The organism is Polaromonas sp. P3_A5, assembly GCF_056403055.1.
The window spans coordinates 240,505-265,719 of sequence record NZ_JBFUGF010000003.1 but is presented as its reverse complement, the minus strand read 5'-3'; the positions used below and the strand labels follow the sequence as shown (position 1 = coordinate 265,719).

The following is a 25,215-nucleotide window of genomic DNA, read 5'->3' as shown; positions in this document are numbered from 1 at the left end:
ACATGGTTAAACAAACGCCAAGTGGTTGATCAAAAAGGGGAAAATGGCACTATCCACAGATGGGCGCCACCCTTATCTACTACTACTAATTTGAATTAAAGAATTAAAGATATATACAGAGGAAGTCATGATCGTTCTGAAAGCAACCCAGGATAAAGTTTTGTCGGTACTGCAGTCGGTGGCCGGCATCGTTGAGCGCAGGCACACCTTGCCCATCCTTGCCAACGTGCTGATCCGCAAAACTGGCGCCCAGCTGCAGCTCACCACGAGCGATCTTGAAATCCAGATCCGCACCACTGCCGAGCTCGACGGCGATGCCGGCAACTTCACCACCACCGTGGGTGCCCGCAAGCTCATCGACATCCTGCGTTCCATGCCCAGCGACCAGACCGTCTCGCTCGAGTCGTCGCAGAACAAGCTGATCCTCAAGGGCGGCAAAAGCCGCTTCACGCTGCAAACCCTGCCGGCCGAAGACTTCCCCCTGGTGCAGGAAGCTGCCAATTTCGGCCCCAGCTTCTCGGTGCCGCAAAAGGTTTTGAAAGAGCTGCTCAACCAGGTCTCGTTTGCCATGGCGGTGCATGACATCCGCTACTACCTCAACGGCATCCTCTTCGTCGCCGAAGGCAAGCAGTTGAGCCTGGTCGCTACCGACGGCCACCGTCTGGCCTTCTCCTCAGCCACGCTCGACGTTGAAGTGCCCAAGCAGGAAGTGATCCTTCCGCGCAAGACAGTTCTGGAAATGCAGCGCCTGCTCAGCGACAAAGAAGGCGCCATCGAAATGCAGTTCGCCGGCAACCAGGCCAAATTCAGCTTTGAAGGCATGGAATTTGTCACCAAGCTGGTCGAAGGCAAGTTCCCCGACTACAACCGCGTGATTCCCAAGAACCACAAAAACATCATCACCCTGGGCCGTGTGCCCCTGCTGGCCAGCCTGCAGCGCACCGCCATTTTGACCAGCGAGAAGTTCAAGGGCGTGCGCCTGAACATCGAACCCGGCACCCTGCGAGTGGCTTCCAACAATGCCGAGCAGGAAGAAGCCGTCGACGAGCTCGACATCGACTACGGCGGCGACGCCATCGAAATCGGGTTCAACGTCACCTACCTGATCGACGCGCTGGCCAATATGGACCAGGACATGGTGAAGATCGAACTGGCTGATTCCAACAGCTCCGCGCTGCTGACCATCCCCGACGACGCAGCCTTTAAATACGTGGTGATGCCGATGCGCATTTAACGCGCTGACCACACGCTAACCAACAACCAGACCCGCGACTCTCCGCGGGTTTGGTCATTCAAGAGATTGAAGAAATCGAAGCAATTCGAGAAAAGATCGGAAATAAAGCTGGCTATGACTGAAGAAAACAAACCGAACGAAGCCGATCAGGTAAACGTCAACGACGGCGCCGCAGGCGAGGGAAGCTCCAATTTCCAGCCCAAGATCGACACCAACCAGGCCGGCGCGTCCGAAGCCTATGGCGAAGGCTCCATCCAGATCCTGGAAGGCCTGGAGGCCGTGCGCAAGCGCCCCGGCATGTACATCGGCGACACGTCCGACGGCACCGGCCTGCACCACCTGGTGTTTGAGGTGGTCGACAACTCGATTGACGAAGCACTGGCCGGCCATTGCGACGACATCGTTGTCACCATCCACACCGACAACTCTGTCAGCGTCACCGACAACGGCCGCGGTATCCCGACCGGCATCAAGATGGACGACAAGCACGAGCCCAAGCGCTCGGCCGCTGAAATCGCCCTGACCGAGCTGCACGCCGGCGGCAAGTTCAACCAGAACAGCTACAAGGTGTCAGGCGGCCTGCACGGTGTGGGCGTGAGCTGCGTGAATGCACTCAGCAAGATGCTGCGCCTGACGATTCGCCGTGACGGCAAAGTGCACGTCATGGAATTTTCGCGCGGCTTTGTGCAAAACCGCATCATCGAACAAGTCAACGGTGTTGATGTGTCGCCCATGAAAGTCATGGACGACACCGACAAGCGCGGTACTGAAGTCCACTTCCTGCCCGACACCGACATCTTCAAAGAGAACAACGATTTCCACTACGAAATCTTAAGCAAGCGGCTGCGCGAGCTGAGCTTCCTGAACAACGGTGTGCGCATTCGCCTCAAAGACGAGCGCAGCGGCAAGGAAGACGACTTTGCCGGCGCCGGCGGTGTCAAGGGCTTTGTTGAATTCATCAACAAAGGCAAGACGGTTCTGCACCCCAACGTGTTTAACGCCATGGGTGACCGCCAGAGCGACCAGGGCACCAACATCGGTGTTGAAGTCGCCATGCAGTGGAACAGCGGCTACAGCGAACAAGTTCTCTGTTTCACCAACAACATTCCCCAGCGTGACGGCGGTACCCACCTGACGGGCCTGCGCGCCGCCATGACCCGCGTCATCAACAAATACATCGACGATAGTGAACTGGCCAAGAAAGCCAAGGTTGAAGTCACCGGCGACGACATGCGCGAAGGCTTGTGCTGCGTGCTGAGCGTGAAGGTGCCTGAGCCAAAATTCTCCAGCCAGACCAAAGACAAGCTGGTTTCCAGCGAAGTGCGCGGCCCGGTCGAAGACATTGTGAGCCGCCTGCTGCACGACTACCTGCAAGAGCGCCCCAATGACGCAAAAATCATTGTCGGCAAGATCATCGAAGCCGCCCGCGCCCGTGAAGCCGCGCGCAAGGCACGCGACATGACGCGCCGCAAAGGCGTGCTCGACGGCATGGGTCTGCCCGGCAAGTTGGCCGACTGCCAGGAAAAAGACCCCGCCATGTGCGAGATCTACCTGGTCGAGGGTGACTCCGCCGGCGGCTCTGCCAAGCAAGGCCGCGACCGTAAATTTCAGGCCATCCTGCCCCTGCGCGGCAAGATTCTGAACGTCGAAAAAGCCCGCTACGAAAAGCTCTTGACCAGCAACGAAATCTTGACGCTGATCACCGCGCTGGGCACTGGCATCGGCAAGGCCGGCGGCATTGGCGGCACGCCAGGCACTGACGACTTCAACGTCGCCAAGCTGCGCTACCACCGCATCATCATCATGACCGACGCCGACGTTGACGGCGCCCACATCCGTACGCTGCTGCTGACCTTCTTCTACCGCCAGATGCCCGAGCTTGTTGAGCGCGGCCACATCTACATTGCGCAGCCACCGCTGTACAAGGTCAAGGCCGGCAAGGAAGAGCAGTACCTCAAAGACACCGCAGCGCTTGACGGCTTCCTGCTGCGCATTGCGCTGAAAGATGCGTCTGTGCAAACCGGCGCTGAAGGCAGCACGGTATTGACGGGCGAGACGCTGGCCGAACTAGCCCGCAAGCACCAGCTGGCCGAATCCGTGATTGCGCGCCTGCGCGGCTTCATGGACGCAGAAGCCCTGCGCGCCATTGCTGACGGCGTGAGCCTGAACCTCGACACCGTGGCCGACGCTGAAGTGTCAGCCGTGACGCTGCAGGCCAAGCTGCGCGAGCTCAACACCACCGGCGCCCCTGCCGAAGTGGCCGGCGAGTTTGACACCCGCACCGACAAACCCATTTTGCGCATCAGCCGCCGCCACCACGGCAACGTGAAGAGCAGCGTGCTCACGCAAGACTTTGTGCACGGCGCCGACTATGCCACCCTGGCCGATGCAGCCGCCACCTTCCGCGGTTTGATCAGCGAAGGCGCAAAAGTCATGCGCGGCGAAGGCGAGCGCCAGAAGGAAGAAAAGATTGGCGACTTCCGCCAGGCCATGGCCTGGTTGATTGGCCAGGCAGAAAACGCCACCGCACGCCAGCGCTACAAAGGCCTGGGCGAGATGAACCCCGCCCAGCTGTGGGAAACCACCATGGACCCGACCGTGCGCCGCCTGCTGCGCGTGCAGATCGACGACGCCATCGAAGCCGATCACGTCTTCACCATGCTGATGGGCGATGAAGTGGAACCACGCCGCGAGTTCATTGAACAGAACGCCCTGCGCGCCGCCAACATCGACGTCTAAGCGACCACTCAGCTCTTACCTGACACCATGACCGAAGAAACCAAAACGGCAGAACGCCCAGCGCTGCCCGACCACCTTTCGACCGACGAGCGCAGCCCGCACTTCGTCAGGGCGATCTTTGAGCACGACATCGGCATCCGCTTCAACGACAAAGAGCGCAACGACGTCGCCGAATACTGCATCAGCGAAGGCTGGATCAAGGTGCCCGTGGGCAACAAGGTCGACCGCAAGGGCAACCCGCTGATGATCAAGTTGAAGGGCAAGGTAGAGTCGTTCTACAAGTAAGCTGCCGTGTTCCGGGTCGACGCATTGACTAACCGGACATTGACTAACACCATGAAGTTTGAACCTCTGCAGGTCGATTTCATGGTGTTTTTATTTTGGTGATCACATTACCTGAGCCATGAGCCGCATAGCCGTCATCGACTTTGAAACCACGGGCCTCTCCCCCGCGATGGGCGACCGCGCGACGGAAGTAGCCATCGTGCTGGTCGAACACGGCCAGGTGGTGGACAGGTTCCAAAGCCTCATGAACGCAGGCCGCTACATCCCGTCCTTCATCGAAAGCCTGACGGGCATCAGCAACGCCATGATCGCCGCCGCGCCGGCAGCTGAGAAGGTCATGGCTGAGGCCAACCGCTTTGTCGGCAACGCGCCCATGGTGGCGCACAACGCTTCTTTTGACCGCAGGTTCTGGGAGGCTGAACTAAGCCGCGCAGGGGAGACTGCTACCCAGCCCTTCGCCTGCACCATGCTCGTCGCTAGAAGGCTTTATCCCCAGGCACCCAGCCACAAGCTCGGCGTACTGATTGACTACCACCGCCTGCCCAAAGCCGGCCGTGCTCACAGGGCGATGGCTGATGCGGAGATGGCGGCGTCCTTGCTGGGCCAGATTCAGGATGATCTGCGTAGCCGCCATCGTGTGACTCGGCCTGACCATGCCTTGTTGCTGGCGCTGCAGCGTTGCGCCAAGCCTGCCGTGTCAGCGCTAATGTCGAAGTACGCTGAACGACTCCCTGCACAGTAACAGCTGAAGTCATGTTTGCCACGACGCGACGACTGAATCACAAAGAGCCTAACTTCGATCATCCATTTTTTAATGTCAATCTGGAGGTTGAGTTGCGTGCGTGAGCTATCAACTCTAGGTTGACGCAACACCCGATCAGCAGACCGGCATAGATTAGAGAGGCATTTCTGGCGAGCTTCGCCAACCCCGGCAGACGAGCAGCATTTTTCCCGTATTGTTTGAGGATCGCCTCGCCGACACAACCTTGAGCGACAAGTAGATGTGGCGTTAGCAACGAGATCAACTGCTCTCCGGTTTCGTCGATTTGATCCAAGAGCATGAATGGAGCAGTTCTTCCCACCCCGCGATGAGCCCATATCTTCTGCATATTTTCAACATCTGCATGAAGAACATACTTTCGTAGATTTTCAAGATTAGTTACAGCTGCTTTTCTTGCTGCAATCGGTAGTCCACAGACCAGTTCCTTATAGACCTGCGGCGTCATCTCCAGTTCATGTATAGATTTAGAGGTCCCAAAGTAGAAGGCGACCCTCCAAGAAGCTTCACCACTGTCAGTTATAGCGTTGGTCAGATCAAATCGAACGCCGCTCTTGAGGCGCAGACTGGGAATTGCAAATCGAAAGTTTCTTGTTAGAGGGTACGAAAAATGTGGCCGCGGCGGCTTGTGAACAATCGCCAGCGTTGTGGGAGGCTTCCAATGTTTCGATGCCTCGCTCAAGCTTGGAACGCGCTCGGAGGGGACTCCTTTGACGGCTTCGGCGACATAGTATGCAAACGGCGGCGGAATTGCATTTCCAACTAATCGCGCTTTCTCGCTGTATGACGCCGAATAGAACTGATAGTCAACCGGAAAACCCTGAAGAGAAGCCTTTTCGCGGATTGATAACCTACGATAGCGTCCCGTCATTTCAGGCGACTCGATGACAACACTTTCTCTTGACACGCGTGTGCAGGTAGCGGTGATTGTTCGAACCGTCCGAGTCAAGGGATCGGGGAATAGCATCGAGTTGTAGACGGGGTGCATACACTTCGAGGCTCGATTAATACGCACCTCCTCCTCGGTAAAAAACTCCTCCGTCACATGGTCGGTAAGTCGCTGACGCGAAATGCTGAAGCTGTAGATGGGATCAACGATCTGCTTGCGATTAAGAGAGCGAACCACGTCACCGAGGGTTAGTTTTTGGTCCTGATTGGCATATGACCTTAGTAGGTCAAAGTCTATGTTCCCTGCAATGCAGCGCACGCGACGTTGGGGAACTCCATAATTGGACATGTTCACCACGGTACTTTGGATGCCCAGATGTTTGAAGCGTGCAAGCCTGCCACCGGGCTGAAGCTCCTCCTTTAGGATTTCTGCGATCCTCGGCACGTTTTCCATTGCCCAGTATTTAGGGCGCAAATAGTCAACGATGGTAAGAAACTTAATAACGTCCTGCAGACCATCGTTGATATCGCCGTTTCCCCCTCTGTTCGAGAATGAAAACTGGGTACAAGGTGGGCTTCCTACTATTAGGTCTATGTCTTTAGGCAAATCCGCTAAATCTAGGCGCCGTATGTCGATGGTTTGTGCTTGGTGGCTGTTGTTCTTGAAATTCGTTTCATTTGCCGGCCCCCACCATTCATATGAACAAACAATTTCTACCTCCGCAAGTCGAAGCCCCAATGACCATCCGCCAGCGCCGGAGTAAAGATCAATAGCACGAATTTTTTTTGTTGATTTTGTCATCGTACAAATTGAAACCCAGCGACCTAGACCTGTCAAGATCTTTCAGCATTGCTCGCCGTTAATGGAACGATGAGAACGGAGCTTTATTCTGCTACTTGCGAACGTTGTTGATGATTTCAAAGAGGCGTGAATAGCCTTCTTCCGGGAGTAAGCGAAGAATTTTTACTAGTTTCTCGTCACCCGATTTAAGAATCTCAGCGCGAAAGTCGGCGGCAATTTCCTCGGACTCTTGAACGGCGTCTTCTGACAAGTCCATTCCCCTGACAATCGCTCCGTCGCGAAGTGCCTCGTCTAGCGTGAGACGGAATTGGTGTTGACTTGCAAATTTTCCACCACACGAGTGGCACGTCTTTGCAGATACGGTGTTTAACGCTCCGCAAACAGTGCACGATTTTGTCGGTTGCACCCGTGGCGGAAAAGTATGTTCGCAAGAAGAGCAAGTAGTCGCGGTTAGCGGGTTTTCGGTTGCACAAACCGGGCATCGTTTTGTTGTGTGGGTCGGTTCTTTTCGGGCATGAACAGGCATTTCATCCTCGACCCTTCGAGCATATCGGTCGAAAACTTCCCAGCTTGGCATAACAACATAGGCCCGAGTATCGTCCTCTGGGCCGTTTGATCTGACGACGCGGCCGATTGCCTGGCGAAACGCTAGCTCCGTAGTGGCGGTTGGAAGATAAATGAGGATGCGTAGCCGTTTGATATCCACACCTTCGGAGATCATCGCTACGGATACGAGCCACCTCCGTTGAGTGCCTCTGAATGCAGCAATCTTTGATTCAGCATCGGTCAGTCCGCTATGAACTAGCAATGGCTTTTCACCATCGATAAGCTCGATTAACTTGGCGAAGTATTCGGCCATTTCAATCGAATGCGCGATGATCAATCCGCCCGCATCCGGCATTCGGTTTCGAAGATCCATGAGCTTTTCTATGGCCCACTGAACCATCGTTCCTTGATAGCCATCCCTTTGTGGCGTGACACCATCACTTTCAAATAGAGGGGTGCAAGCCAATCTATAGAAGGCGAGCGCTCTTTGCAGTGCTGGAATTCGATTTAGTTCGCTGCTCAGTTTCGCAGGCTGATTGCCGGAGACAGCAACAGCTTCGCCGTCAATATCAACGGTGAAGAGTCCTTCGTGCCTATGGAAAGTTACGGGACGACAATAGCCGAAGTCCACAGCCTGCCCGTAGGTGAGCGTATAGGTACCTTCTTCCGGATGATTTATCGCTCCTTGATCGTCGTAGGCGAGCCATGCCGTTGACGCGCCGTCGCTGCGCATGGGTGTACCGGAGAGGATTAATACAAACTTTGCATCGGGGAATGCTGATGTTGCACCTTCGCCCCAAGCCGCTCTCACTGCCGCGTGATGATGTTCATCGCAAATAACAAGAGTCTTTGAATTACGACAGATGGCTTGGAATGGAATTTGTAGCCCCTGGATAGCTGACCAGGTAGCACAAACATCGACACCCAAATCCTGGATGTCGTCAGCGGCTCCAGTAACTTTGCTCATGTACCGTCCCGTGACATCGAGAAAGTCGGCGGCCCATTGTTTGACGACTTCACGGCGCGGTGCGATAACGATGACCCGCTCAACTTCTCCAAGCTCAATGAGATTTCGAGCAAGTTCGCAAGAGGCAATGGTTTTACCCGCGCCGGGCGCGGCATTGATGAGGAAATGTCGGTCCTTTCTTTCCTTGACCAACCATGTGAGCGCTTGGTTAATGGCTTGCGACTGCCACGGCCTTAGTTTTGTACTCATGATCATTGCCCCTTTTTTAGTATTGCAATTTGCACATAACGCTTGACCGTTGCTTGTGATCGTCTTTCCGGCGCGAACAAAGGGAATTCTGTGATCTGCATGGAATTTCCCGCTCAACTTGATGCCGCACATTGCACATTGCCCACCGGCGGTAAATAGTAGGACCAGCCGTTGAAGCGGAGAGAAGAGTCTTCTCACTTACTGACCCAGTACTCCGTAAGTTGAATGTCTTTTATTGGTAGATTTGCTGGTGGCTCTAACTTTGCTTGGAGATTTACCCGAGCAACCGCTTTTGCGAATGGAACGGATTTCTTTTGAATAATGAAGCCTTGTTTTTTGAGCTCATAAACAACCTCAGGCAAGTTGGAAACGCCGAAGAAGATAAGTGCCTCTAAGCGGGTAATGGGGTGTCCTTGAAGCAAATGATCTTTTGCCGCATCGACAAAACTTTGCGCGATTTTTGTCATAGTGCTTACTCCATGTCGTAATAGTCATTTTGTTCGCGACCGCGTGTCGTCCGACGCATCTGATCGTTGCGCTGACTGGCCGAAAGCCAGTCAAGAGATCGAAACACGCGATCACTCTCGGCTAATGTTGAATCGCTTTCTGCGGCATATACCCTTGATTCAGACGCAAAATCCATTTGATACATATGCTGTCTTCCTATGTTGATCTCAGGCTGTATCTGATCTAACTCGTACTCCAATATCATCCAACCCCCATCGGCCATGGCTGCGTCGAGGGGCCATGTCTCAAAAGCCTGGCGCTCTAAGGAGTACTGGGGTGGACCGAGGTAGAAGCCTTCATTGAGCTTTCTTTTAGTAGCGAGGTGAAAGCGAATCGCCTCGGCTGCGAAATTTAAAAGGTCGGCACGTGGCGTTGAGCCACCCAACATACGGTGAAGCTCGGCGTAGACGGTCCGTATTGCTGATGAGGCAGCCATGGTTTCAGACAGTACTACATCTCGTTACCAATGGGAAGGCTGTTTAGATATCTGACATAGATCAAGCGCGTAGACCCCAAAGTCTGGCTGCGTCGATGACGAGAGCCAACAGGCGCAATAAGGGTACGTGGGGGCAGTTACTGCCTTAATTCAAAACCAATATTTGTGAATAAATTACCTTTAGCCCTATTGATCACATGGCACTCCACTGATCATCTTGTCCCCAAGTTTCCATCGTCAGTTGCGCTGGGGTAACTACCTAGTAGGTCTCAATGATGTGCGTTGACGTGTGGTGGCGCATGCGGGCTTGCAATCGCCTGTGACCAAAGGGTATGGATTACTATGCCCCAACCGCGCAGCAGTAGCTGACGATTTAGATTGGGGCGATGAGCGCTTTAAAGGCGAGGGTGTGTTCCAAAAAAGAGGTAGTCGATGGATTGGTCCCGAGAGGAAGTCGAAATTGTTGTCGCTGATTACTTGGCGATGTTAGCCGCCCACTTTTCGGGACAACAGGTCAACAAGGCCCAGCGACGGCGTGAGTTACTGCCAAGGCTTGCTGGACGTAACGATGCGTCAGTCGAAAGAAAGCGCGCGAATATTAGTGCCGTTGTTGAAAAATTAGGGTTCCATTATTTGCCGGGCTATAAGCCATTGTGGAACTACCAAAGACTCCTTGATTCCGTCGTAGCCGAACAGATAGGAGCAGCACCATGGCTTGATGAAGCCGCACTAGCAGCAGTTCAGTTGCCAGCACTGCCCCAAATACCAACTGACTTCGTTAACGTAATAAGTGACGCTCCAAAACTAGCTCCGCGTGTGAGGGAGTCAGACTACGCTTTTACGCCGATCCGTAGGGACTACCTTGAACGCGAGGCTAGAAATCGATCTCTTGGCCGGGCTGGTGAGGAGTTTGTCTTAGAGTATGAGCGCTGGCGATTACGCCAATTCGGAGAAGCGCGGCTTGCTGCAAAGGTTGATTGGGTATCTACGACCAAAGGCGATGGCCTTGGCTACGACATCCACTCATTTAACGCGAGTGGCGAAGACAAGTTCATAGAAGTGAAGACCACGGCATTTGGTGTAGCGACTCCGTTCTTCATTACCAATTCAGAGCTTGCATTTGCACGACTAAATGAAGGCCGGTTCCACATTTACCGTGTGTTTGAGTTCCGATTGAAGCCGAGAGTTTTTTCGCTTCAAGGCAATCCGGCCGCCCATTGCATTCTTGATCCAGTTTCTTATCGCGCTAGCTTCGGCTGAAGAAGTGTGCCCAGGAGACTTGTTGACAAGTCGTGAAACCTGCTAAAGCCCGTCGAACCGCAGGCAATATTGCAAATGGTTTGGCCGCTCGCTAAGCTTTTCCTTTTTCAACCCACAAAGAAACAGCCCATGGCAAACACCCCGTCCCTCCCCGAAAGCATCATGTCCCACGTGTCCATCGGCACCAACGACTTTCCGCGTGCCAAGGCGTTCTATACGGCTGTGTTGGGTGCGATGGAGATCAAGGTGATCATGGAGCACCCCGGGGCAATCGCTTTCGGGCGGGCCTATCCAGAGTTCTGGGTGGGTGTGCCGCACGATGGCGGCAAGGCGCATGTGGGCAATGGTTCGCACTTTGGTTTTCTGGCCGTCTCCAAAGCGCAGGTGGATGCGTTTTATGCCAAGGCGCTGGAGATGGGCGGGCAGGGCGATGGCGCGCCGGGCCCGCGGCCTTTGTATGGGCCGCAGTATTACGGCTGCTTTGTGCGGGACCTGGATGGGCACAAGATTGAGGCGCAGTTTTCGGATACATCTGCGGGTTGATGTAACGCGGGTCTTAAGCCGAATGGGCCGTTGGGCCAGATGGGACCTGCGCGAGCAGCTATTTAATTCATAGCAAGCCGGCTTGCTTTCCCTGCGCCTTGTCGCGCTTGGGTACGGGGCGCTGTCTGACATGGGCGGGCATTCGGGGTTTTCAGAATGGTTGTTACGCGGGTTGGTGTTGCCTTGTTTGCACGCTGGCCCTTGTTCAACACCTTTATCTGGAGACAGACCATGCCGAACAAACAGAACGCCAAAAACAAGCAGAACAAACAACTCGCGCCCGAGGATGCCCGCAACCAGGCCGGCGGCGCGATGGAGCAAGACGGCACACCCAAAGCATCCGGCCACGGCGGCAAGGTGGAAAACGACTTCAACCAGATGGGTGAGCAGAAACCAACCCAGAAGAACGAAGGCCAGCGCACGGCCAACAGCCGCAGCGACCGGGAGTCGCATGTGGGCGGCAGCAACCAGCTGCAGTCGCGCCGCGGCAGCACGGGGCGTTGACGTGGCTGCGGACACGTTCAGCCGCGGGGCGAGGGTGAAGGCGGGCCAGTTTGACCACCACAGCGGCGACCACCTGACGCTGGACAGCGCGAAGATTTACTTTGAAGTTCACGGTGATGACGCCGACCCGCCGCTGCTGTTTTTGCACGGCGGGCTGGGCACGATGAAGGACTTCAACGGCGTCTTGCCGCTGCTGCAGAAGCGCTTCCGCGTGATCGGCATCGACAGCCGGGGCCACGGCAAGTCAACCCTGGGCACGGCGGGCGTGACTTACCAGCGGCTGGCGCTTGACGCTGCCGCTGTGCTGCAGCACCTGGGCGTTCAGCGCTGCAGCGTGGTGGGTTTCAGCGACGGCGGCATCACGGCGTTGCGCATGGCCGCGCAGACTGCGTCACTGATCGACAAGCTGGTTGCCATTGGCACCGACAAAATGCTCAAGGCAGACGACCCGGTGCGCAAGCTGCTGGGCGGCGTTACGGCGCAAAGCTGGACCCAAAAATTCCCTGAATCAGTAGCGCTATACAACGCGGTCAACCCGCAGCCCGACTTTGCGGCGCTGATTGATGCCGTCGTGCCGATGTGGCTGGACGACGGCCCCAGCGGCTACCCGGGCGAGTGCGTCAAGCAGATCCGTTGCCCCTTGCTGGCGATTCGCGGCGATGAAGACCACCTGGTGTCGCGCGCCAGTGTGTTTGAGCTGGTGGAGCAAGTGCCCGGCGCGAAGCTGCTGAACATTCCGTTTGCTGGCCATGAGGCGCACAAGGACCAGGCCGACCAGGTGATGGCGTGCGTCAACCGGTTTCTGGAATGAAATAACAGCCATTTTCATAACTAAAAGTGGCTGTAGCCCAAGCGGTGCTTGCGCGAACAGCTATCAATACCATAGCGCTTGGCGCGCTCAGTGCCGGCGCTGTGCGCGTCTTTACCTGCCGTTGAGGCATTTCCTTACAAACCGCAACGTGGCAGACGCATGGCCCTAAGTTTGGCGGCGCAGGATGAATGCTTGTTTTTTTCTGCGGGGCAACCACCTGCAGACATCGCCCGGAAAGGCCCGCCATGAAAAAGATCGCCGACTTCCTGTTTCACCCGCGCTATTTGCGGGCCATTCCTTCGCTGGTGGTGCTGACCACCGCCATGGCCTGGAGCGTGGCGCCGGACCCGGATGCGGTAGACACCGTGCAGAAGCGGGCGGGCGTGAGCTTGTCGCTCAACCACACGGCCGCGGGCAACAGCCCGAACGGCAAGCTGCTGGACAAGCCCGAACAGGCTTGAATGCGGCCCAAGCGGTCGTAACGCCCTAGGGCTTGGCCGCGGCCATCCAGTGGCTGATCTTGCCGACCACTTCGGCCTCGATGCCGTTATAGCCGTGGTACGCCATGGCCTCGCAGGGGTCGCCCCGGCTTTGGCCGCCGGTGAAGGTCAGCAGCTCGGCCTTGGGTGTTTTGGCGAGCTTGTTCATCAGCTGCGGCATGTCACTGAAGGCGCAGAGCTTGCAGCCGTCTTGTTCGTGGTGCACCACCAGCACGGGAATCCTCAGTTTCTCCACCGGCATCTTGGGCACGGCGCGGCCGCTGTTGTCGGTCAGCATGGTGGACGTGAGCACGATGCCGTCGGGCCCGCCTTGCGCCGGCGCAGCCTCGGTGGCGATGTAGGCGGCTGACTGCGTGCCGCGGCTGGTGCCCACCAGCCACACGGGCACTGGCGATTGCTGCCTGAGCCAGGCGATGACGGCCAGCACGTCGGCCGTGTGTTCGGGAGTTTGCCTGTTGCCAGCCAGGAAGGGCGGCGACTGTTTGTCTGACGGCGCATCAATCACCGCGACCGCAAAACCGGCGTCGGCAAACTGCTGGCGCGTGCGCACAAGGAAGTTGCCACCTCGGGCGAAACCACCGTTGTCATTGATCTGCAAACCGCCATGGCCGCCGGCGAACAGGATGACGGAGGCCTTGGGCGTGGCGTTTGGGGTGGTGGACGCGGTGGGCGCGATGTAGACAAAGCGCTGGGTCACACCCGGGCGGGTGGGAATGTCGACCACGCGCGGGGTGCTTTGCGCTTGCGCGTTCCCGGCCACGGCCATGCACACCAGCAGGAAAGCGGGCAGTGCGTGGCGCAGCCACAGGTACCGTGCGGGTGAATGCGGTGTCATGGTGGGGTTCCTGTAAGGACGTTCCGGGATTTTTTTAAAGAAAACAGGGCTGAAACCCAATCAGGTCGTGCGCGAGCGGCTATCAAAATAATAGCGTTGACGGTGGGCGCTGCTGGCGTGCCGGCGCTTCATGGCGCCGTCGCGGTTTTGATCCACTGCACCACGGCTTCGCTGGCCACGACCGGTGTGGTGAGGTGGTTGGCCTTGACTTCGAGGTACTGGCTTTTGGGATTGGCGGGCAGCTTGTCGGCAAAGTAGGTCTTGGCGAATTTGCTGATCCAGTCTTCGTCGCCCACCACCGTGAGCACCGGCGTGCCGGGCGGGATGCGGGGCGCGGTCACGCCCATTTCGGCGTCAGAGGCGGGGTCGAAGTAGCTCAAATAGTCTTTGGCGGTGGCCGCCACGGGCAGCTGCTTGCCCTGGTTGATGTCGGTAAAGCGTTCGCGCGAATCGCCCTTGCCGTCGGCCACCAGCTTGCGGGCTTCGTCGACGCTTTCGCGCACTGTGGTGTTTTGCAGGACGCGGTAGTAGCTCACGGGCACGTGGCCGGGCGCCAGCAGCACCAGGGCCTGCACGTCGCCGCCACGCGCGGCAAAGCTCATGGCGGCGGGCACGCCAATGCTGTGGCCGGCAATCACGATCTTCGTTGCGCCCTGGCTGCGCAGGGCTTTGACATGCGTGGCCATCTCGGCCATGGCCTTATCCCAGTTGCCGTCCAGGTAGCGGGTGCGCGACCAGGGCATGTCGGGGAAAAGCACCACCATGCCTGCGCCTTCCAGCACCGGCTTGATGCGGCTCATGTTGGGGTCGTTGTTGCTGCCGGGGTTTTTGCCGTGCAGCATCAGCACGCCGATTTTGGGGTTGCCGTCTTGTGCGTGGACGGCGCCGGCCAGCAGGGCTGACGCAAAAAGAAGGCCGATGGCCATCAGGCGGTGGAACGGTCTGCGGTGCATAAAGCCTTTCGGGCGGTGGCGGGCGGTGGCGGGCGGTGGCGGGCGGTGGCGGGTGGGGCGGGTTGGATCGAGGTCGGGCCCAATATACCCGCGGCAAACCGTTGCGACAGCCGGGTTTGCACGCAGGGGCCGGGCTTCCTACAATGGCACGATGAACGCCGTCATGCCGCAAACCACCCCCAACGCCCCGGCAACGCCCTTGCTGGCCAGTGAACCTGCCCGTGCGGCCTACCGCGACTACGCACAGCCCGGGCTGGACCGCGTGCGGACCTTCTACCGCAACAACCACCAGAACCAGACCTACGATTTTGTGCAGCGCAAAAAAGCCGAGTGGCTGGCGTTTTCGCAGCGCGAGATGACGCCTTGGGCCGCGCTGGAATTCCTCAACACGCTGGTCGATGAGTCGGACCCGGATATCGAGCTGCCGCAAATCAGCCACCTGCTGCAAACCGCCGAAGCGATTCGCGCCGACGGCCACCCCGACTGGTTTGTGCTGACGGGTTTCATTCACGACCTGGGCAAGGTGCTGTGCCTGTTCGGCGAGCCGCAGTGGGCCGTGGTGGGCGACACCTTTCCGGTGGGTTGCAAATTTTCAGACCGCATCGTCTACCCCGAATACTTTGACCTGAACCCCGACAGCACGGACGCGCGCTACAACAGCGAGTACGGCGTGTATGCCCCCGGCTGCGGGCTGGACGCGGTGCATATGTCCTGGGGCCATGACGAATACCTGTACCAGCTGCTGAAAGCGCACCTGCCGCTGCCGGCGCTGTACATGATTCGCTACCACTCGTTCTACGCCTGGCACCGTGAGGGCCAGTACGGCCACCTGACGGATGCGCAGGATGCGGCGCATATGGAATGGGTGCAGAAGTTCAACCCCTACGACCTCTATTCGAAGAACGACAGGCCGCCGGTGCTGGCCGAGCTCAAACCGTATTACGACGATTTGATGGCGAAGTACCTGCCGGCGCAGCTCAAGCTGTAGCCGTTCCGAAGGCGGTAAAACCGCTTTTTCTCAAGGAAAAAAGGCCTGTAAGCCTTTAGGAATGTGCGCAAGCAGCTCCTGAAAAGATAGCGCTGCTCAGTTCTCGTCGTCGCTGTTGCGGCCGCGGCTGCTGCGCCAGATGGCCCGCACCAGCCACAGGCCGCCGGCCATGGCGCCCATAAAACCGACAAACCCGAACGCCGGCAAACCAAACAGCGTGGGGCCGCCCTTGACGGTCATCACGATGGACGAGCCGATGATGAGCGCCGAAATCACCAGGGCCATGGCCAGCCGGTTGGCGGCGCGGTCGAGCTGGTCGCCCACGCGTTTAAGGTGGGCCAGCTCGATGCCCACCTGCACGCGGCCGCGGCGCGCGTTGCGCAGCAGGCGCGTCAAGTCATGCGGCAGCTGGCCGGCCAGCGCCATCGCGCGGCTCAGCGTTTGCCAGCCGCGGCTGGCAAGTGCCGCGGGTTCGTAACGCGCGCGCACCATTTGCTGCAGCAGCGGCGTGGCTTCGGTGGCCATGTGAAAGCCCGGGTCCAGCCCGCGGCCCATGCCTTCGAGCGAGATGAAGGCCTTGATCAGCAGCGCCAGGTCGGGCGGCAGGCCCAGGTGGTGGTCGCGCAGGATGGCGGTGACGTCGGACAGCATTTGCCCCAGGCTGAGCTGGGCCAGCGGCGTGCTGTGGTACTGGTCGACAAAGGCTTCAATCTCGCCCTCCAGCTGGGAGAGGTTGGTGCCGTGCTCGTCACTCGTCCAGTCGAGCAGCACGTCGGCCACGGCCTGCGGCTGGCGTTCGACCAGGCCCAGCAGCAGTTGCAGCAGCTCTTCGCGCCGCCGCTCGGTCAGGTGGCCGATCATGCCGAAGTCGATAAAGGCGATGCCGTTGCCGGGCAGGTAAAACACGTTGCCGGGGTGCGGATCTGCGTGGAAAAGGCCGTCTTCCAGAATCATCTTCAGCACGGCGTGGGCGCCGCGGCGGGCAAGTTCGCTGCGGTCAAAGCCGGCTTCGGGCGTGAGCTGGTCCAGCGCACTGCCGGGCACTCCGTCGACCAGGTCCTGCACATTGATGCGCAGGCCAGTGTGGGCCCAGTGCACGCGCGGGATCACGATGTAGGGCAGCGACGCCATGTTGAGGGCGATGCGCTCGGCATGGCGGCATTCGGCGGCTAAATCGAGCTCGCGGCGCAGCGACTTGGCGAGCTCGCGCACCAGCTGCCGCGGGTGGTAGGGCTTGAGCGCGGACAGCTCGGCTTCGGCCAGCGAGGCCAGCCGGTCCATCAGGCGCAGGTCGGCGTCGATGACTTCAGTGATGCCGGGGCGGCGGATCTTGACGATGACTTCAGTGCCGTCATGCAGCTGCGCACGGTGCACCTGCGCAATCGAGGCGGCGGCCAGCGGCGTGGTGTCAAAGCGGGCAAAGACAGCCTCAGGCTCGCCACCCAGGTCTTCGCGCAGCTGCGGCAGCAACAGCGCCAGCGGCACGGGCGGAACATGGCTGTGGAGTTTTTCGAACTCGGTGATCCATTCGGGGCCGAACAGGTCGGCGCGGCCGGCAAGTACCTGCCCGAGCTTGACGAAAGTGGGGCCCAGCTCTTCAAGCGCCAGGCGCACCTGCTCGGGCGGGCTGATGCGGGCAAGGTCTGCCACATGGCCCCAGTGCAGCGCATGGCCGGCACGCTCGAGCTTGTCGGCCAGGCCGAGCCGCCGCACGCTGTCGCCAAAGCCGTGGCGAATCAGCACACCGGCGATTTCCGCCAGGCGTGCCATGTCGCGCGCGGCACCGAAGGTCTCGATCAACATCGAATGATGATAGCCCTGAGTTGTGTTGCCGGGCTTGCCTTTTGTCAATTGCGGGGCAAGTGCGGCGGGTTTTCTGGCGGGTGCTATTTGCGGGCTGCTGCGGCGGAAGCGCCGGTTTTTTCCTTCTTGTCGGGCAGCTCGATCTTCACTTCCAGCACATCCAGGTTGTCCTGCCGCTCCAGGTGCAGCTTGATGTCGTGTGGGTCGATGCGGATGTATTTGGCGATCACGGCGATGAGGTCGCGCTGCAGCGCGGGCAGGTAGTCGGGCTCATGGCCGCGCCCTGTGCGCTCGTGCGCCAGGATGATCTGCAGCCGCTCCTTGGCGACGTTGGCAGTTTTTTTCTTTTCGCCGAGAAAAAAGGACAGGAAGGACGCCATCGTTTTACTTCCCCCCGAACCAGCGCTTGAAGAGGCCGGGTTTTTGCGCGTCGATGAAACGCATGGGCTTGTCCTTGTCGCCGAGGAAACGGTCGACCACGTCCTTGTAGGCTTCGGACACATCGCTGCCGTTCATGTGCACGGCCGGCACGCCCTGGTTGGAGGCTTGCAGCACGGACTCGGATTCGGGGATGACGCCGATGAGCTTGATGCGCAGGATGTCCTGGATGTCTTCCAGCGAGAGCATCTGCCCCTGGTCGACGCGGCCGGGGTTGTAGCGGGTGATGAGCAGGTGTTCCTTGATGGCGTCACCGCCGTCGATGGCGCGTTTGGTTTTGCTTGAAAGCATGCCGAGGATACGGTCGGAGTCGCGCACCGAGGAAACCTCGGGGTTGGTGACGATGAGGGCTTCGTCGGCAAAGTGCATGGCCATGAGCGCGCCGGTTTCAATGCCGGCGGGGGAGTCGCAGACGATGTACTCGAAGTCCATCTCGCCCAGGTCTTTCAGCACTTTTTCCACGCCGGCTTTTGTCAGCGCGTCTTTGTCGCGCGTTTGCGAGGCGGCCAGCACAAAGAGGTTGTGGCACTGCTTGTCTTTGATGAGCGCCTGGTTGAGCGTGGCTTCACCCTGTATGACGTTGATGAGGTCGTACACCACGCGGCGCTCGCAGCCCATGATGAGGTCGAGGTTGCGCAGGCCGACGTCGAAGTCGATGACCGCGGTTTTGTGCCCGCGCAAGGCGAGGCCGGTTGCAAAGCTGGCACTGGTGGTGGTTTTGCCCACGCCGCCCTTGCCGGAGGTGACCACAATGATTTTTGCCATCAGATAAAAGTCCTTTTGAAAACGGGAACGGGTATGCCGGGTTTACGCATGGGCGGCATGAAGGCGCGGAAACATGACGTGGGTTGAAGGCCTCGTGCTCAAGCGGTCAGTACATTCATGACGAGCCTGTCGCCTTCCTGCCCTTCCTCGGCGGGCACCAGCCGCACCTGCGTGGGCTGGCCTGCCAGGCCTTCGGGCAGCGGGTGCTCTGCGGTGCGGTACACGCCGGCGATCGAAATCAGCTCGGCTTCCAGCGCCAGCGAAAAAATGCGTGCCTCGGTGTTGCCGCGTGCGCCGGCCATGGCCTTGCCGCGCAGCGGCGCATACACATGGATGTGGCCGTCGGCAATGACTTCTGCGCCGGCGTTGACCATGGCCAGCACCACCAGGTCGCGGCCGCGTGCATACACCTGCTGGCCCGAGCGCAGGGGTTTGTCGACCACGAGGGCGCCCAGCGGGGCGGCGGCGGGCGCGGCCACCACCACGGGGGGTGCTGGCTGTTGCTGCTGTGCGGGTGCTGCCGCAGTGGGGCGGTCGGGCAGCAGGTGGGCGTCGGGCACGGGCAGCAGCCCGGCCTGCAGCGCTGCCGCCATTTGCGCGGGGTTGCCGCCCTTCACGGAAAGCGGCACCAGCTGGTAGCTGCCCAGCAGGGTGATGAGGGCGGGGAAGTCGATGTCGCCCACCGCCCGTCCGCTGCGCGCGGCGGCGGACTGCAGGGGCGAGAGGTCGATCATCAGCGCGTCCTGGTCGAAAAAGTCGGGAATGTCGCCAAAGCGGGCCTGCAACTCTTGCGCGAGCGCGACAAGGTCGGTGGACTTGAGCAGCAAAGCCACCAGGGGCAGGTTGGCGCTTTTGATTTCGAAGGTGGCGGGGGTGGTGGCCTGTATGGCAACAGTCATGGGTGGAAAGTCATGGGCAGAAGGACAACGGGCGACCGGTGCGGAAAATGAGGGCGAAGAAAGATGGCCGAGGGTAGCGTGCGAAGGGGCGGATTCGCACGCACGCTTTGTCGCACTTGTGAGCGTATGAAACGCTGGCCGGTAGCTTGTGGCGTGCTGGTGGCGGTGTTTGCGCAGCGCGGCAGCCCCGCTTTAACGCGGCGCCGGCATTGAATGCGCGCGGCCCGTACCCATGTGCAAGGCTCATCAGCTCGTCATTACCCTGGACATTTCATGAACTTCCTGCCGCTGGCGCTTGTAACCGCGCTGCTCCATGTTTACATTGGTGCACGCCTTCTCCCCGGGTTGGGGGCGTATCCCGCGGGGCAATGGCTGTTTGCCGCGGTCCTTGTGGTGTCGGCCTTTGTCATGCCGCTGGGGCTGATGGCCGGCCGTGTAGCCAAACAGCCTTTGGCCGATGTGCTGACCTGGGCGGGCCTGCTTTTCATGGGCCTGTTTTCGTCGCTGCTGGTGTTGACGGTGGCGCGTGATGCGGCACTGCTGGTGCTGTGGCTGGCCGATGCCGTGGCGCCCGGCCACCTGCCGCTGGCGTGGCTGCGCACGGTGTCGGCCGAGGCGGTGCCGCTGCTGGGCGGGCTGATCACCGTGCTGGGTTTTCTGAATGCGCGCCGCACAGCCGCCGTGGTGAAGGTGGATGTGCCCATCAAGGGCCTGCCCGCCGCACTGCAGGGGTTTACCGTGGCGCAGATCAGCGACATCCATGTGGGGCCGACCATCAAGCAGGCGTATTTGCGCCGCATTGTCGACAAGGTCAATGCGCTGGATGCCGATGTGGTAGCCATCACCGGCGACCTGGTGGACGGCAAGGTGAGCGAGCTGGCCTCGCACGTGGCGCCGCTGGCGGAGCTGCAGTCGCGCCACGGCACGTATTTTGTGACGGGCAACCATGAGTACTACTCGGGCGCGCATGCCTGGATTGACGAGCTGCGCCGGCTGGGCCTGACGGTGCTGCTGAACCAGCATGTGGTGATTCGACCGCCACTTCTTGCTGCGGGCCAGGACGCCACGCCGCTGGTGCTGGCGGGTGTGACGGACTACAGCGGCGGGCATTTTGACCCAACCCATCGCAGTGACCCGGAGGCGGCTCTGCGTGGTGCGCCGCTGGAGGCCGTGCGCGTGTTGCTGGCGCACCAGCCGCGCAGTGCGGCGGCGGCGGCCAAAGCCGGCTTTGACCTGCAGCTGTCGGGCCATACGCATGGCGGGCAGTTTTATCCGTGGAATTTGTTTGTGCGGTTTCAGCAGCCGTTTACGGCGGGCTTGCACAAGCTGCAGAACCTGTGGGTTTATACGAGCCGCGGGACGGGGTACTGGGGGCCGCCCAAACGGTTTGGGGCGCCTTCGGAGATTACTTTTTTGAGGTTGGTGGTGGGGTAAGGTTGTGTTGATTGGTGGTTCTGAGTAATGGGAACGAGCGCAAGCAGCTATTGAATTGATAGCGGCCTCTTTTGGGGTTGTTGTTGGTTTTGTGGGCGTGCTCTTTGCAGAGTGTTGCTGGCCGGGGGTTGCCCGGCATGCAACTCACTTTCTTTTGCTTCGCCAAAAGAAAGTAAGCAAAGAAAAGGCGACCCTGGTTCCTGCGTCCCCTGCGCTTCGCTCCGGGGCAACCTGCGGTGCTCGGTCCAGCCGGGGTCAAAAACAACTCGCTTCGCTCAAACAAGTTTTTGCCCTGATCCGTCTGGACCTCCGCTCCTCGGCGCATCCACAAGGGGGGTGGGAGAGGAATACCGAACAGCCAACAACCGAATACCAGAACCCGAACACCTGAAGAAACAAGGACACGCCATGGCGTGTCCTTGTTGGTATTGGAGTTGGTATTTGTCTTCAGTCCCCGTTCCCGATTAGCCCTTCTGTATGCGCCGAGGAGCACAGGTTCAGGCGGATCAGGGATCGCGATTGTCTGAGCGAAGTGCAACGTAGCGAGTTCGAGCGAGACCCCGCCTGAACCGAGCACCGCAGGTTGCCCGTAGCGAAGCGTAGGGACGCAGACAGCAGGGTCGCCTTTTCTTTTGCTTACTTTTCTTTTGGCGACCCAAAAGAAAAGTGAGTAGCTGCCGGGCAACCCCCGGCCAGCAGCCCTCAGCAAGAGCACACAGCTTGAACAACAACAGCAACATCGTCTACCCTCCACCCATGCCCCAAACCCTAACCCTCCGCCTGAACCCAGGCGACGACCTGCGAACAGCCCTGGATGCAGCATTCGCCCAGCTGCAGGCCGAGCAGAACACCCGCGCGGCTTGCGTCATCTCTGCGGTGGGAAGCCTGTCTCGCGCCGTGCTGCGCTATGCGGCCGAGCCGCAGGGGACGGTGCTGGTGGAACCGCTGGAACTGATCACGCTGTCGGGCACGTTGAGCCCGGACGGTGCGCACCTGCATGCCAGCGTGGCCAATGCGCGGGGAGAGATGTGTGGCGGCCATGTGATGCCGGGTTGTGTGGTGCGGACGACCGCTGAAATTGTGCTGGTGTCGTTGCAGGGTTGGGTGTTTGCGCGTGAGCATGACGCGCGTACCGGGTTCAAGGAACTGGTGGCGAAGCCGGCAACGCCCTGGTCTTGAAAGTAGACCGCGTCTGTAGGCCGGCCCTGACAGCCGTGCTGGCGTCATGGCCATGGCGGGCGTGGAGGACAGGCGTAGAGTGGTGTTAGCGCATTACCACGCACGCAACCTACCAGCACCCAGTATCAAGGAGGCATGTTCATGTTGAAACAATCACCCTTTTCCGTCGCTTCCGTCGCCCTGCCGGGCGTTGTGTTGGCAATGGCCCTGACGCTTTTCACAGGACCACAGGCGGTAGCCCAGACATCGCAAACCACACAGCCGGCCGCGGCACCCGATACCGCAGTGCCGACGGCTCCCTTGAGGAATCCGATGAACCGCAACCCGGCGCGCCGGGCGTCTGAACCCGAAGCGCCGCCCCCGCCGCCGGATCCGCGTGACTCGACCATCCGTCCGGTGGCGCCGCCCGGCAACGACGGCCGTGACGCGGTATCGCCCTCGCCGAATGCGACACCTGCGCCTGGTGCTGCGCCAACGCGGCCGCCTCTTGCCAAGCCCTGAGGCGGATTTGCTGCCTGTTTATAGCCCGTGAGCGGTATGGCGTGGCATCAGGGATGAATGCCAAATGACGCCCTGGCCCAACAGGGACAAGCGCAAGCAGCTATTAAATTGATAGTGGCTGACCGGCGGCAGCCTTCGGTGTGCGCGCCTTGCGGGCGCCGGCCGAGCTGCGGTTCTTCCGGTAGTAACGCTGCGGCGAATCTTTCTGCATCATCCGGCGGCGCAGGCGCGCGGGGTGAAAGACCTGTTCGTACTGCGTGAGCCAGCGCTGTTCGCTGGCGTCGGGTGAGGGGGCGGTCTGCCTGTCGGCGGCGGGGCCGAAGCGCAGTGAAGCCGGGGCGTCGGCCGGCTTGTGGCCTGGTCGTGTTTCTTCCGGGGGCAGCACCGGCGCAGCGTGCCGGCCGTGGCCGGAAGCCTGCGGGCCCAGGTAGTCGGACTCGACGCTGCATTGGGGCGTGAGGATGGCCCAGCGCATGTGGGCAAAGCGGCGGGCAAACAGCGGCGCCACGGCTTCAACGATGTGGTGTTCCGGCTCGAACCAGGCCACGTGCAGCGGGCCGCCTTGCGGGCGGGTTTTGAAGGTGTCGTCCTGCACCGAGTGAAAGCGCAGCTGGGCCTTCATTTTCTGCATGTCGTGGCGCACTTCTTCGGCCATTTGCCGGGCCTGCGCCATGTCGGTGTCGAGCTGGTTGTGCCGCAGTTCGGGCTCATGCACCAGACGCCACAGCAGGCGGTAGAGCAGGCTGAAGCGCTGCGGGTTGTTGTGCAGGATGACGGCCTGGCACAGGGTGAGAAATTCGGGTGGGACAGTGACGGTGGGTGCGTCGCTGAGTGCGGGGCTCTGCGCCGTGCCGGTGGGCGGCACGCCTTCAGCGGGCGTGGTGCTGCAATGCCAGATGACTTGCCCAGGCAGGATGTTCTGTGCCAGCAGGCCGCGTGCGGCACGGCGAAAGCCCTCGAGGTCCGTCTGCCCCTGCAGCGTGACAGGCAGCATGGCTTGTGGAAAGAGGTCGTTCGTCAGCAGGTCATTCATCACGCCCATGGACACATCCTTTCTTCACGGTTCAAGCACCCATGGTGCGGCGGCGGCCACCGTGGCGGGTGTAGGCAAAAGAGCCGTCTTCCTGGGTGCGGGCGGCGCATTGCCAGGACAGAAAGCCCGAATTCACTGTATTAATATACAGTGTTTTGGTGATTCAGGTGTGAAAGTGAGGCAAAAATCCCGGGCCTTTTGTGGCTTTGTCGCCTAAATCAGCCTGAACCCAGCCCAAAAGGGTCTGGCTGGCGGCAACGGTGCCAAACGTGCTGCAGCGTGCGCTTTTTGACCTGGACGGGGGTGGCGTCAGCGCTTTTTGTGGGCCCGCCGCAGCTTTTTGGCGTGGGTTTCCATGGCGAGATACGCCACAACGGCCGCGGTCAGCGGCACCAGGTAATAGATCACGCGGTAAGCCACCAGCGCGGCCAGCAGTTCGTACTGCGGCATCTCGTGCGACAGCAGGGCGACGAACACGGCCTCCAGCACGCCGAGGCCGGCCGGCACATGGGTGATCACGCCGGCAATGGCCGCCAGCAGCAGCACGCTGACGACGGCGGAAAACTCGATGCGGTGCTGCAGCAGGATGAAAATAATGCCCGACATGATGAGCCAGTTGCCGGCGCCCATCAGCAGCTGCAGGCCGGCCAGCCGCACGGAGGGCAACACCACCTCATGGCCGCGCAGCCGCAGCATGCGCCGGCGGGAAAACGCGCAAATGCCGAGATAACCCGCAACAACCGCCAGCAGCACCGCACCGATCAGACGCAGGGAGTTGGTGGTGACAGGCCAGTCCAGGGGCAGGGTGGGCGGCTGCAAGGCAAACACCGCGCCGGCGAGCAGCAGGTACCCCATCCAGTTGGTCAACATGCTCAGCGACATGATGCGGGTGATGGCGCCGTTGCCCAGGCCCAGGCGTGAATAGAGGCGGTAGCGAAAAGCCACACCGCCCACGAGGGAGCCGAGGTTGAGGTTGAAGGCGTAGCTGACGAAGGTCACTGCCATCACGGTGGGGGCGCGCAACGGGTGGCGGGTGTAGTGGCGGCCCAGCAGGTCGAAGGTGCTGTAAAGCGTGAAGCTGGCCACGGCTAAAAGCACGGCGCCCCAGGCGGCGGTGAGGGGGTAGTCCTCCAGCGCGGTGAGGACCTGGGACCATTCAATCTTGCGAGCCTGCGAGAACAGCAGGCTGGCGATGAGCAGAAAGAACGCGGCGGTGGCGCCGTGCCTGAGCCATGGCCACCAGGCTTTTTTTTTCGGCACGGCGGGCTGGGGCTTGCCGTGCCGCCCGGGCGGGCGGGGAGGATGGGGCGTGGGCAAGGTGCGGCTTTCGGCCATCAC

General features: G+C 59.9%; 25 protein-coding genes and 1 pseudogene. 13 read left to right on the top strand and 13 right to left on the bottom strand.

What is annotated here, in order from left to right; all coding sequences use genetic code 11:
• Window positions 1-127 precede the first annotated feature (127 nt).
• The 4 genes from dnaN (at window position 128) to AC1DU8_RS20720 (ending at window position 5,000) form a co-directional block, all read left to right on the top strand.
• Complete coding sequence (gene dnaN, locus AC1DU8_RS20735) at window positions 128-1,234, top strand: DNA polymerase III subunit beta (RefSeq protein ID WP_457281892.1); 1,107 nt, start codon at window positions 128-130, stop codon at window positions 1,232-1,234.
• A gap of 114 nt (window positions 1,235-1,348) precedes the next feature.
• A complete protein-coding gene (gene gyrB, locus AC1DU8_RS20730; RefSeq protein ID WP_477727203.1) occupies window positions 1,349-3,973 on the top strand; it encodes a DNA topoisomerase (ATP-hydrolyzing) subunit B in 2,625 nt (874 codons plus the stop codon).
• Window positions 3,974-4,000: 27 nt separating this feature from the next.
• Window positions 4,001-4,258, top strand: a complete 258-nt coding sequence (locus AC1DU8_RS20725) for a DUF3297 family protein (protein ID WP_477650020.1) — start codon at window positions 4,001-4,003, stop codon at window positions 4,256-4,258.
• Window positions 4,259-4,376: 118 nt separating this feature from the next.
• On the top strand, window positions 4,377-5,000 hold the full coding sequence (locus AC1DU8_RS20720) for a 3'-5' exonuclease (RefSeq protein ID WP_477727202.1): 624 nt from the start codon (window positions 4,377-4,379) through the stop codon (window positions 4,998-5,000).
• 58 nt (window positions 5,001-5,058) lie between these two features.
• Here AC1DU8_RS20720 and AC1DU8_RS20715 read toward each other — a convergent pair whose 3' ends face one another.
• From AC1DU8_RS20715 to AC1DU8_RS20695, 5 genes and pseudogenes are all read right to left on the bottom strand, one after another.
• Window positions 5,059-6,726 carry a DNA cytosine methyltransferase gene (locus AC1DU8_RS20715; protein ID WP_477727201.1) on the bottom strand — a complete coding sequence of 556 codons (1,668 nt, stop codon included), beginning with the start codon at window positions 6,724-6,726 and terminating at the stop codon, window positions 5,059-5,061.
• 91 nt (window positions 6,727-6,817) lie between these two features.
• Window positions 6,818-8,488 (bottom strand): DEAD/DEAH box helicase, encoded by a 1,671-nt coding sequence (locus AC1DU8_RS20710; RefSeq protein ID WP_477727221.1) that lies wholly within the window; start codon window positions 8,486-8,488, stop codon window positions 6,818-6,820.
• 12 nt (window positions 8,489-8,500) lie between these two features.
• Window positions 8,501-8,620: pseudogene (locus AC1DU8_RS20705) on the bottom strand (HNH endonuclease); the annotation flags it as partial.
• Between the two features lie 62 nt (window positions 8,621-8,682).
• Window positions 8,683-8,955 carry a helix-turn-helix domain-containing protein gene (locus AC1DU8_RS20700; RefSeq protein WP_477727200.1) on the bottom strand — a complete coding sequence of 91 codons (273 nt, stop codon included), beginning with the start codon at window positions 8,953-8,955 and terminating at the stop codon, window positions 8,683-8,685.
• 5 nt (window positions 8,956-8,960) lie between these two features.
• Window positions 8,961-9,431, bottom strand: a complete 471-nt coding sequence (locus AC1DU8_RS20695; RefSeq protein ID WP_477727199.1) for a hypothetical protein — start codon at window positions 9,429-9,431, stop codon at window positions 8,961-8,963.
• Window positions 9,432-9,863: 432 nt separating this feature from the next.
• Here AC1DU8_RS20695 and AC1DU8_RS20690 point away from each other — a divergent pair, with 432 nt between their 5' ends.
• From AC1DU8_RS20690 to AC1DU8_RS20670, 5 genes are all read left to right on the top strand, one after another.
• Window positions 9,864-10,691, top strand: coding sequence for a protein NO VEIN domain-containing protein (locus AC1DU8_RS20690; protein ID WP_477727198.1), 828 nt, complete (start codon window positions 9,864-9,866; stop codon window positions 10,689-10,691).
• A gap of 129 nt (window positions 10,692-10,820) precedes the next feature.
• Window positions 10,821-11,234 (top strand): VOC family protein, encoded by a 414-nt coding sequence (locus AC1DU8_RS20685; RefSeq protein WP_477727197.1) that lies wholly within the window; start codon window positions 10,821-10,823, stop codon window positions 11,232-11,234.
• Between the two features lie 312 nt (window positions 11,235-11,546).
• Window positions 11,547-11,738, top strand: coding sequence for a hypothetical protein (locus AC1DU8_RS20680; protein ID WP_477667089.1), 192 nt, complete (start codon window positions 11,547-11,549; stop codon window positions 11,736-11,738).
• Between the two features lies 1 nt (window position 11,739).
• A complete protein-coding gene (locus AC1DU8_RS20675; protein WP_477727196.1) occupies window positions 11,740-12,549 on the top strand; it encodes an alpha/beta fold hydrolase in 810 nt (269 codons plus the stop codon).
• A 245-nt stretch (window positions 12,550-12,794) separates the two neighbouring features.
• On the top strand, window positions 12,795-13,010 hold the full coding sequence (locus tag AC1DU8_RS20670) for a hypothetical protein (RefSeq protein ID WP_457281884.1): 216 nt from the start codon (window positions 12,795-12,797) through the stop codon (window positions 13,008-13,010).
• A gap of 25 nt (window positions 13,011-13,035) precedes the next feature.
• Here AC1DU8_RS20670 and AC1DU8_RS20665 read toward each other — a convergent pair whose 3' ends face one another.
• Both AC1DU8_RS20665 and AC1DU8_RS20660 read right to left on the bottom strand, forming a co-directional pair.
• The gene (locus tag AC1DU8_RS20665; RefSeq protein WP_477727195.1) at window positions 13,036-13,884 is read right to left on the bottom strand and encodes an alpha/beta hydrolase; all 849 of its coding nucleotides are present in this window, start codon (window positions 13,882-13,884) and stop codon (window positions 13,036-13,038) included.
• A 128-nt stretch (window positions 13,885-14,012) separates the two neighbouring features.
• On the bottom strand, window positions 14,013-14,837 hold the full coding sequence (locus tag AC1DU8_RS20660; protein WP_477667034.1) for an alpha/beta fold hydrolase: 825 nt from the start codon (window positions 14,835-14,837) through the stop codon (window positions 14,013-14,015).
• Window positions 14,838-14,988: 151 nt separating this feature from the next.
• On the opposite strand from AC1DU8_RS20660, the gene AC1DU8_RS20655 reads away from it, so the two are divergent.
• The gene (locus tag AC1DU8_RS20655; protein WP_477727194.1) at window positions 14,989-15,825 is read left to right on the top strand and encodes an inositol oxygenase family protein; all 837 of its coding nucleotides are present in this window, start codon (window positions 14,989-14,991) and stop codon (window positions 15,823-15,825) included.
• Window positions 15,826-15,921: 96 nt separating this feature from the next.
• Here the strand turns inward: AC1DU8_RS20655 and AC1DU8_RS20650 are convergent, their stop codons facing one another.
• The 4 genes from AC1DU8_RS20650 to minC all read right to left on the bottom strand — a co-directional run bounded on the left by AC1DU8_RS20650 (window position 15,922) and on the right by minC (window position 19,730).
• Complete coding sequence (locus tag AC1DU8_RS20650) at window positions 15,922-17,628, bottom strand: ABC1 kinase family protein (protein ID WP_477727193.1); 1,707 nt, start codon at window positions 17,626-17,628, stop codon at window positions 15,922-15,924.
• Window positions 17,629-17,711: 83 nt separating this feature from the next.
• Window positions 17,712-18,008 carry a cell division topological specificity factor MinE gene (minE, locus tag AC1DU8_RS20645; protein ID WP_457281879.1) on the bottom strand — a complete coding sequence of 99 codons (297 nt, stop codon included), beginning with the start codon at window positions 18,006-18,008 and terminating at the stop codon, window positions 17,712-17,714.
• A gap of 4 nt (window positions 18,009-18,012) precedes the next feature.
• Window positions 18,013-18,831, bottom strand: coding sequence for a septum site-determining protein MinD (gene minD / locus AC1DU8_RS20640; protein ID WP_348046637.1), 819 nt, complete (start codon window positions 18,829-18,831; stop codon window positions 18,013-18,015).
• A gap of 98 nt (window positions 18,832-18,929) precedes the next feature.
• The gene (gene minC, locus AC1DU8_RS20635) at window positions 18,930-19,730 is read right to left on the bottom strand and encodes a septum site-determining protein MinC (protein WP_477727192.1); all 801 of its coding nucleotides are present in this window, start codon (window positions 19,728-19,730) and stop codon (window positions 18,930-18,932) included.
• Between the two features lie 273 nt (window positions 19,731-20,003).
• Here minC and AC1DU8_RS20630 point away from each other — a divergent pair, with 273 nt between their 5' ends.
• From AC1DU8_RS20630 to AC1DU8_RS20620, 3 genes are all read left to right on the top strand, one after another.
• On the top strand, window positions 20,004-21,164 hold the full coding sequence (locus tag AC1DU8_RS20630; protein ID WP_457281877.1) for a metallophosphoesterase: 1,161 nt from the start codon (window positions 20,004-20,006) through the stop codon (window positions 21,162-21,164).
• Window positions 21,165-21,920: 756 nt separating this feature from the next.
• Window positions 21,921-22,343: a PPC domain-containing DNA-binding protein gene (locus AC1DU8_RS20625; RefSeq protein WP_477667030.1), complete on the top strand. Its 423-nt coding sequence runs from the start codon at window positions 21,921-21,923 to the stop codon at window positions 22,341-22,343.
• A gap of 141 nt (window positions 22,344-22,484) precedes the next feature.
• Window positions 22,485-22,844, top strand: a complete 360-nt coding sequence (locus AC1DU8_RS20620; RefSeq protein WP_477667029.1) for a hypothetical protein — start codon at window positions 22,485-22,487, stop codon at window positions 22,842-22,844.
• 103 nt (window positions 22,845-22,947) lie between these two features.
• On the opposite strand, the gene AC1DU8_RS20615 is transcribed toward AC1DU8_RS20620, so the two are convergent.
• Both AC1DU8_RS20615 and AC1DU8_RS20610 read right to left on the bottom strand, forming a co-directional pair.
• Complete coding sequence (locus AC1DU8_RS20615; RefSeq protein ID WP_477667028.1) at window positions 22,948-23,886, bottom strand: TIGR03915 family putative DNA repair protein; 939 nt, start codon at window positions 23,884-23,886, stop codon at window positions 22,948-22,950.
• Between the two features lie 300 nt (window positions 23,887-24,186).
• The gene (locus AC1DU8_RS20610) at window positions 24,187-25,212 is read right to left on the bottom strand and encodes a lysylphosphatidylglycerol synthase domain-containing protein (RefSeq protein WP_477667027.1); all 1,026 of its coding nucleotides are present in this window, start codon (window positions 25,210-25,212) and stop codon (window positions 24,187-24,189) included.
• Window positions 25,213-25,215: the final 3 nt, after the last annotated feature.

Bases quoted from the DNA above. Each gene is read 5' to 3' on its own strand.
- AC1DU8_RS20610 (WP_477667027.1), bottom strand. From the start codon at position 25,212: ATGGCCGAAAGCCGCACCTTGCCCACGCCCCATCCTCCCCGCCCGCCC.
- AC1DU8_RS20695 (WP_477727199.1), bottom strand. From the start codon at position 9,431: ATGGCTGCCTCATCAGCAATACGGACCGTCTACGCCGAGCTTCACCGT.
- dnaN (WP_457281892.1), top strand. From the start codon at position 128: ATGATCGTTCTGAAAGCAACCCAGGATAAAGTTTTGTCGGTACTGCAG.
- AC1DU8_RS20620 (WP_477667029.1), top strand. From the start codon at position 22,485: ATGTTGAAACAATCACCCTTTTCCGTCGCTTCCGTCGCCCTGCCGGGC.
- AC1DU8_RS20665 (WP_477727195.1), bottom strand. From the start codon at position 13,884: ATGACACCGCATTCACCCGCACGGTACCTGTGGCTGCGCCACGCACTG.
- AC1DU8_RS20650 (WP_477727193.1), bottom strand. From the start codon at position 17,628: ATGTTGATCGAGACCTTCGGTGCCGCGCGCGACATGGCACGCCTGGCG.
- AC1DU8_RS20670 (WP_457281884.1), top strand. From the start codon at position 12,795: ATGAAAAAGATCGCCGACTTCCTGTTTCACCCGCGCTATTTGCGGGCC.
- minE (WP_457281879.1), bottom strand. From the start codon at position 18,008: ATGGCGTCCTTCCTGTCCTTTTTTCTCGGCGAAAAGAAAAAAACTGCC.
- AC1DU8_RS20655 (WP_477727194.1), top strand. From the start codon at position 14,989: ATGAACGCCGTCATGCCGCAAACCACCCCCAACGCCCCGGCAACGCCC.
- AC1DU8_RS20710 (WP_477727221.1), bottom strand. From the start codon at position 8,488: ATGAGTACAAAACTAAGGCCGTGGCAGTCGCAAGCCATTAACCAAGCG.
- minD (WP_348046637.1), bottom strand. From the start codon at position 18,831: ATGGCAAAAATCATTGTGGTCACCTCCGGCAAGGGCGGCGTGGGCAAA.
- gyrB (WP_477727203.1), top strand. From the start codon at position 1,349: ATGACTGAAGAAAACAAACCGAACGAAGCCGATCAGGTAAACGTCAAC.
- AC1DU8_RS20715 (WP_477727201.1), bottom strand. From the start codon at position 6,726: ATGACAAAATCAACAAAAAAAATTCGTGCTATTGATCTTTACTCCGGC.
- AC1DU8_RS20725 (WP_477650020.1), top strand. From the start codon at position 4,001: ATGACCGAAGAAACCAAAACGGCAGAACGCCCAGCGCTGCCCGACCAC.
- AC1DU8_RS20685 (WP_477727197.1), top strand. From the start codon at position 10,821: ATGGCAAACACCCCGTCCCTCCCCGAAAGCATCATGTCCCACGTGTCC.
- AC1DU8_RS20660 (WP_477667034.1), bottom strand. From the start codon at position 14,837: ATGCACCGCAGACCGTTCCACCGCCTGATGGCCATCGGCCTTCTTTTT.
- AC1DU8_RS20680 (WP_477667089.1), top strand. From the start codon at position 11,547: ATGGAGCAAGACGGCACACCCAAAGCATCCGGCCACGGCGGCAAGGTG.
- AC1DU8_RS20700 (WP_477727200.1), bottom strand. From the start codon at position 8,955: ATGACAAAAATCGCGCAAAGTTTTGTCGATGCGGCAAAAGATCATTTG.
- AC1DU8_RS20615 (WP_477667028.1), bottom strand. From the start codon at position 23,886: ATGGGCGTGATGAATGACCTGCTGACGAACGACCTCTTTCCACAAGCC.
- AC1DU8_RS20630 (WP_457281877.1), top strand. From the start codon at position 20,004: ATGAACTTCCTGCCGCTGGCGCTTGTAACCGCGCTGCTCCATGTTTAC.
- minC (WP_477727192.1), bottom strand. From the start codon at position 19,730: ATGACTGTTGCCATACAGGCCACCACCCCCGCCACCTTCGAAATCAAA.
- AC1DU8_RS20690 (WP_477727198.1), top strand. From the start codon at position 9,864: ATGGATTGGTCCCGAGAGGAAGTCGAAATTGTTGTCGCTGATTACTTG.
- AC1DU8_RS20625 (WP_477667030.1), top strand. From the start codon at position 21,921: ATGCCCCAAACCCTAACCCTCCGCCTGAACCCAGGCGACGACCTGCGA.
- AC1DU8_RS20720 (WP_477727202.1), top strand. From the start codon at position 4,377: ATGAGCCGCATAGCCGTCATCGACTTTGAAACCACGGGCCTCTCCCCC.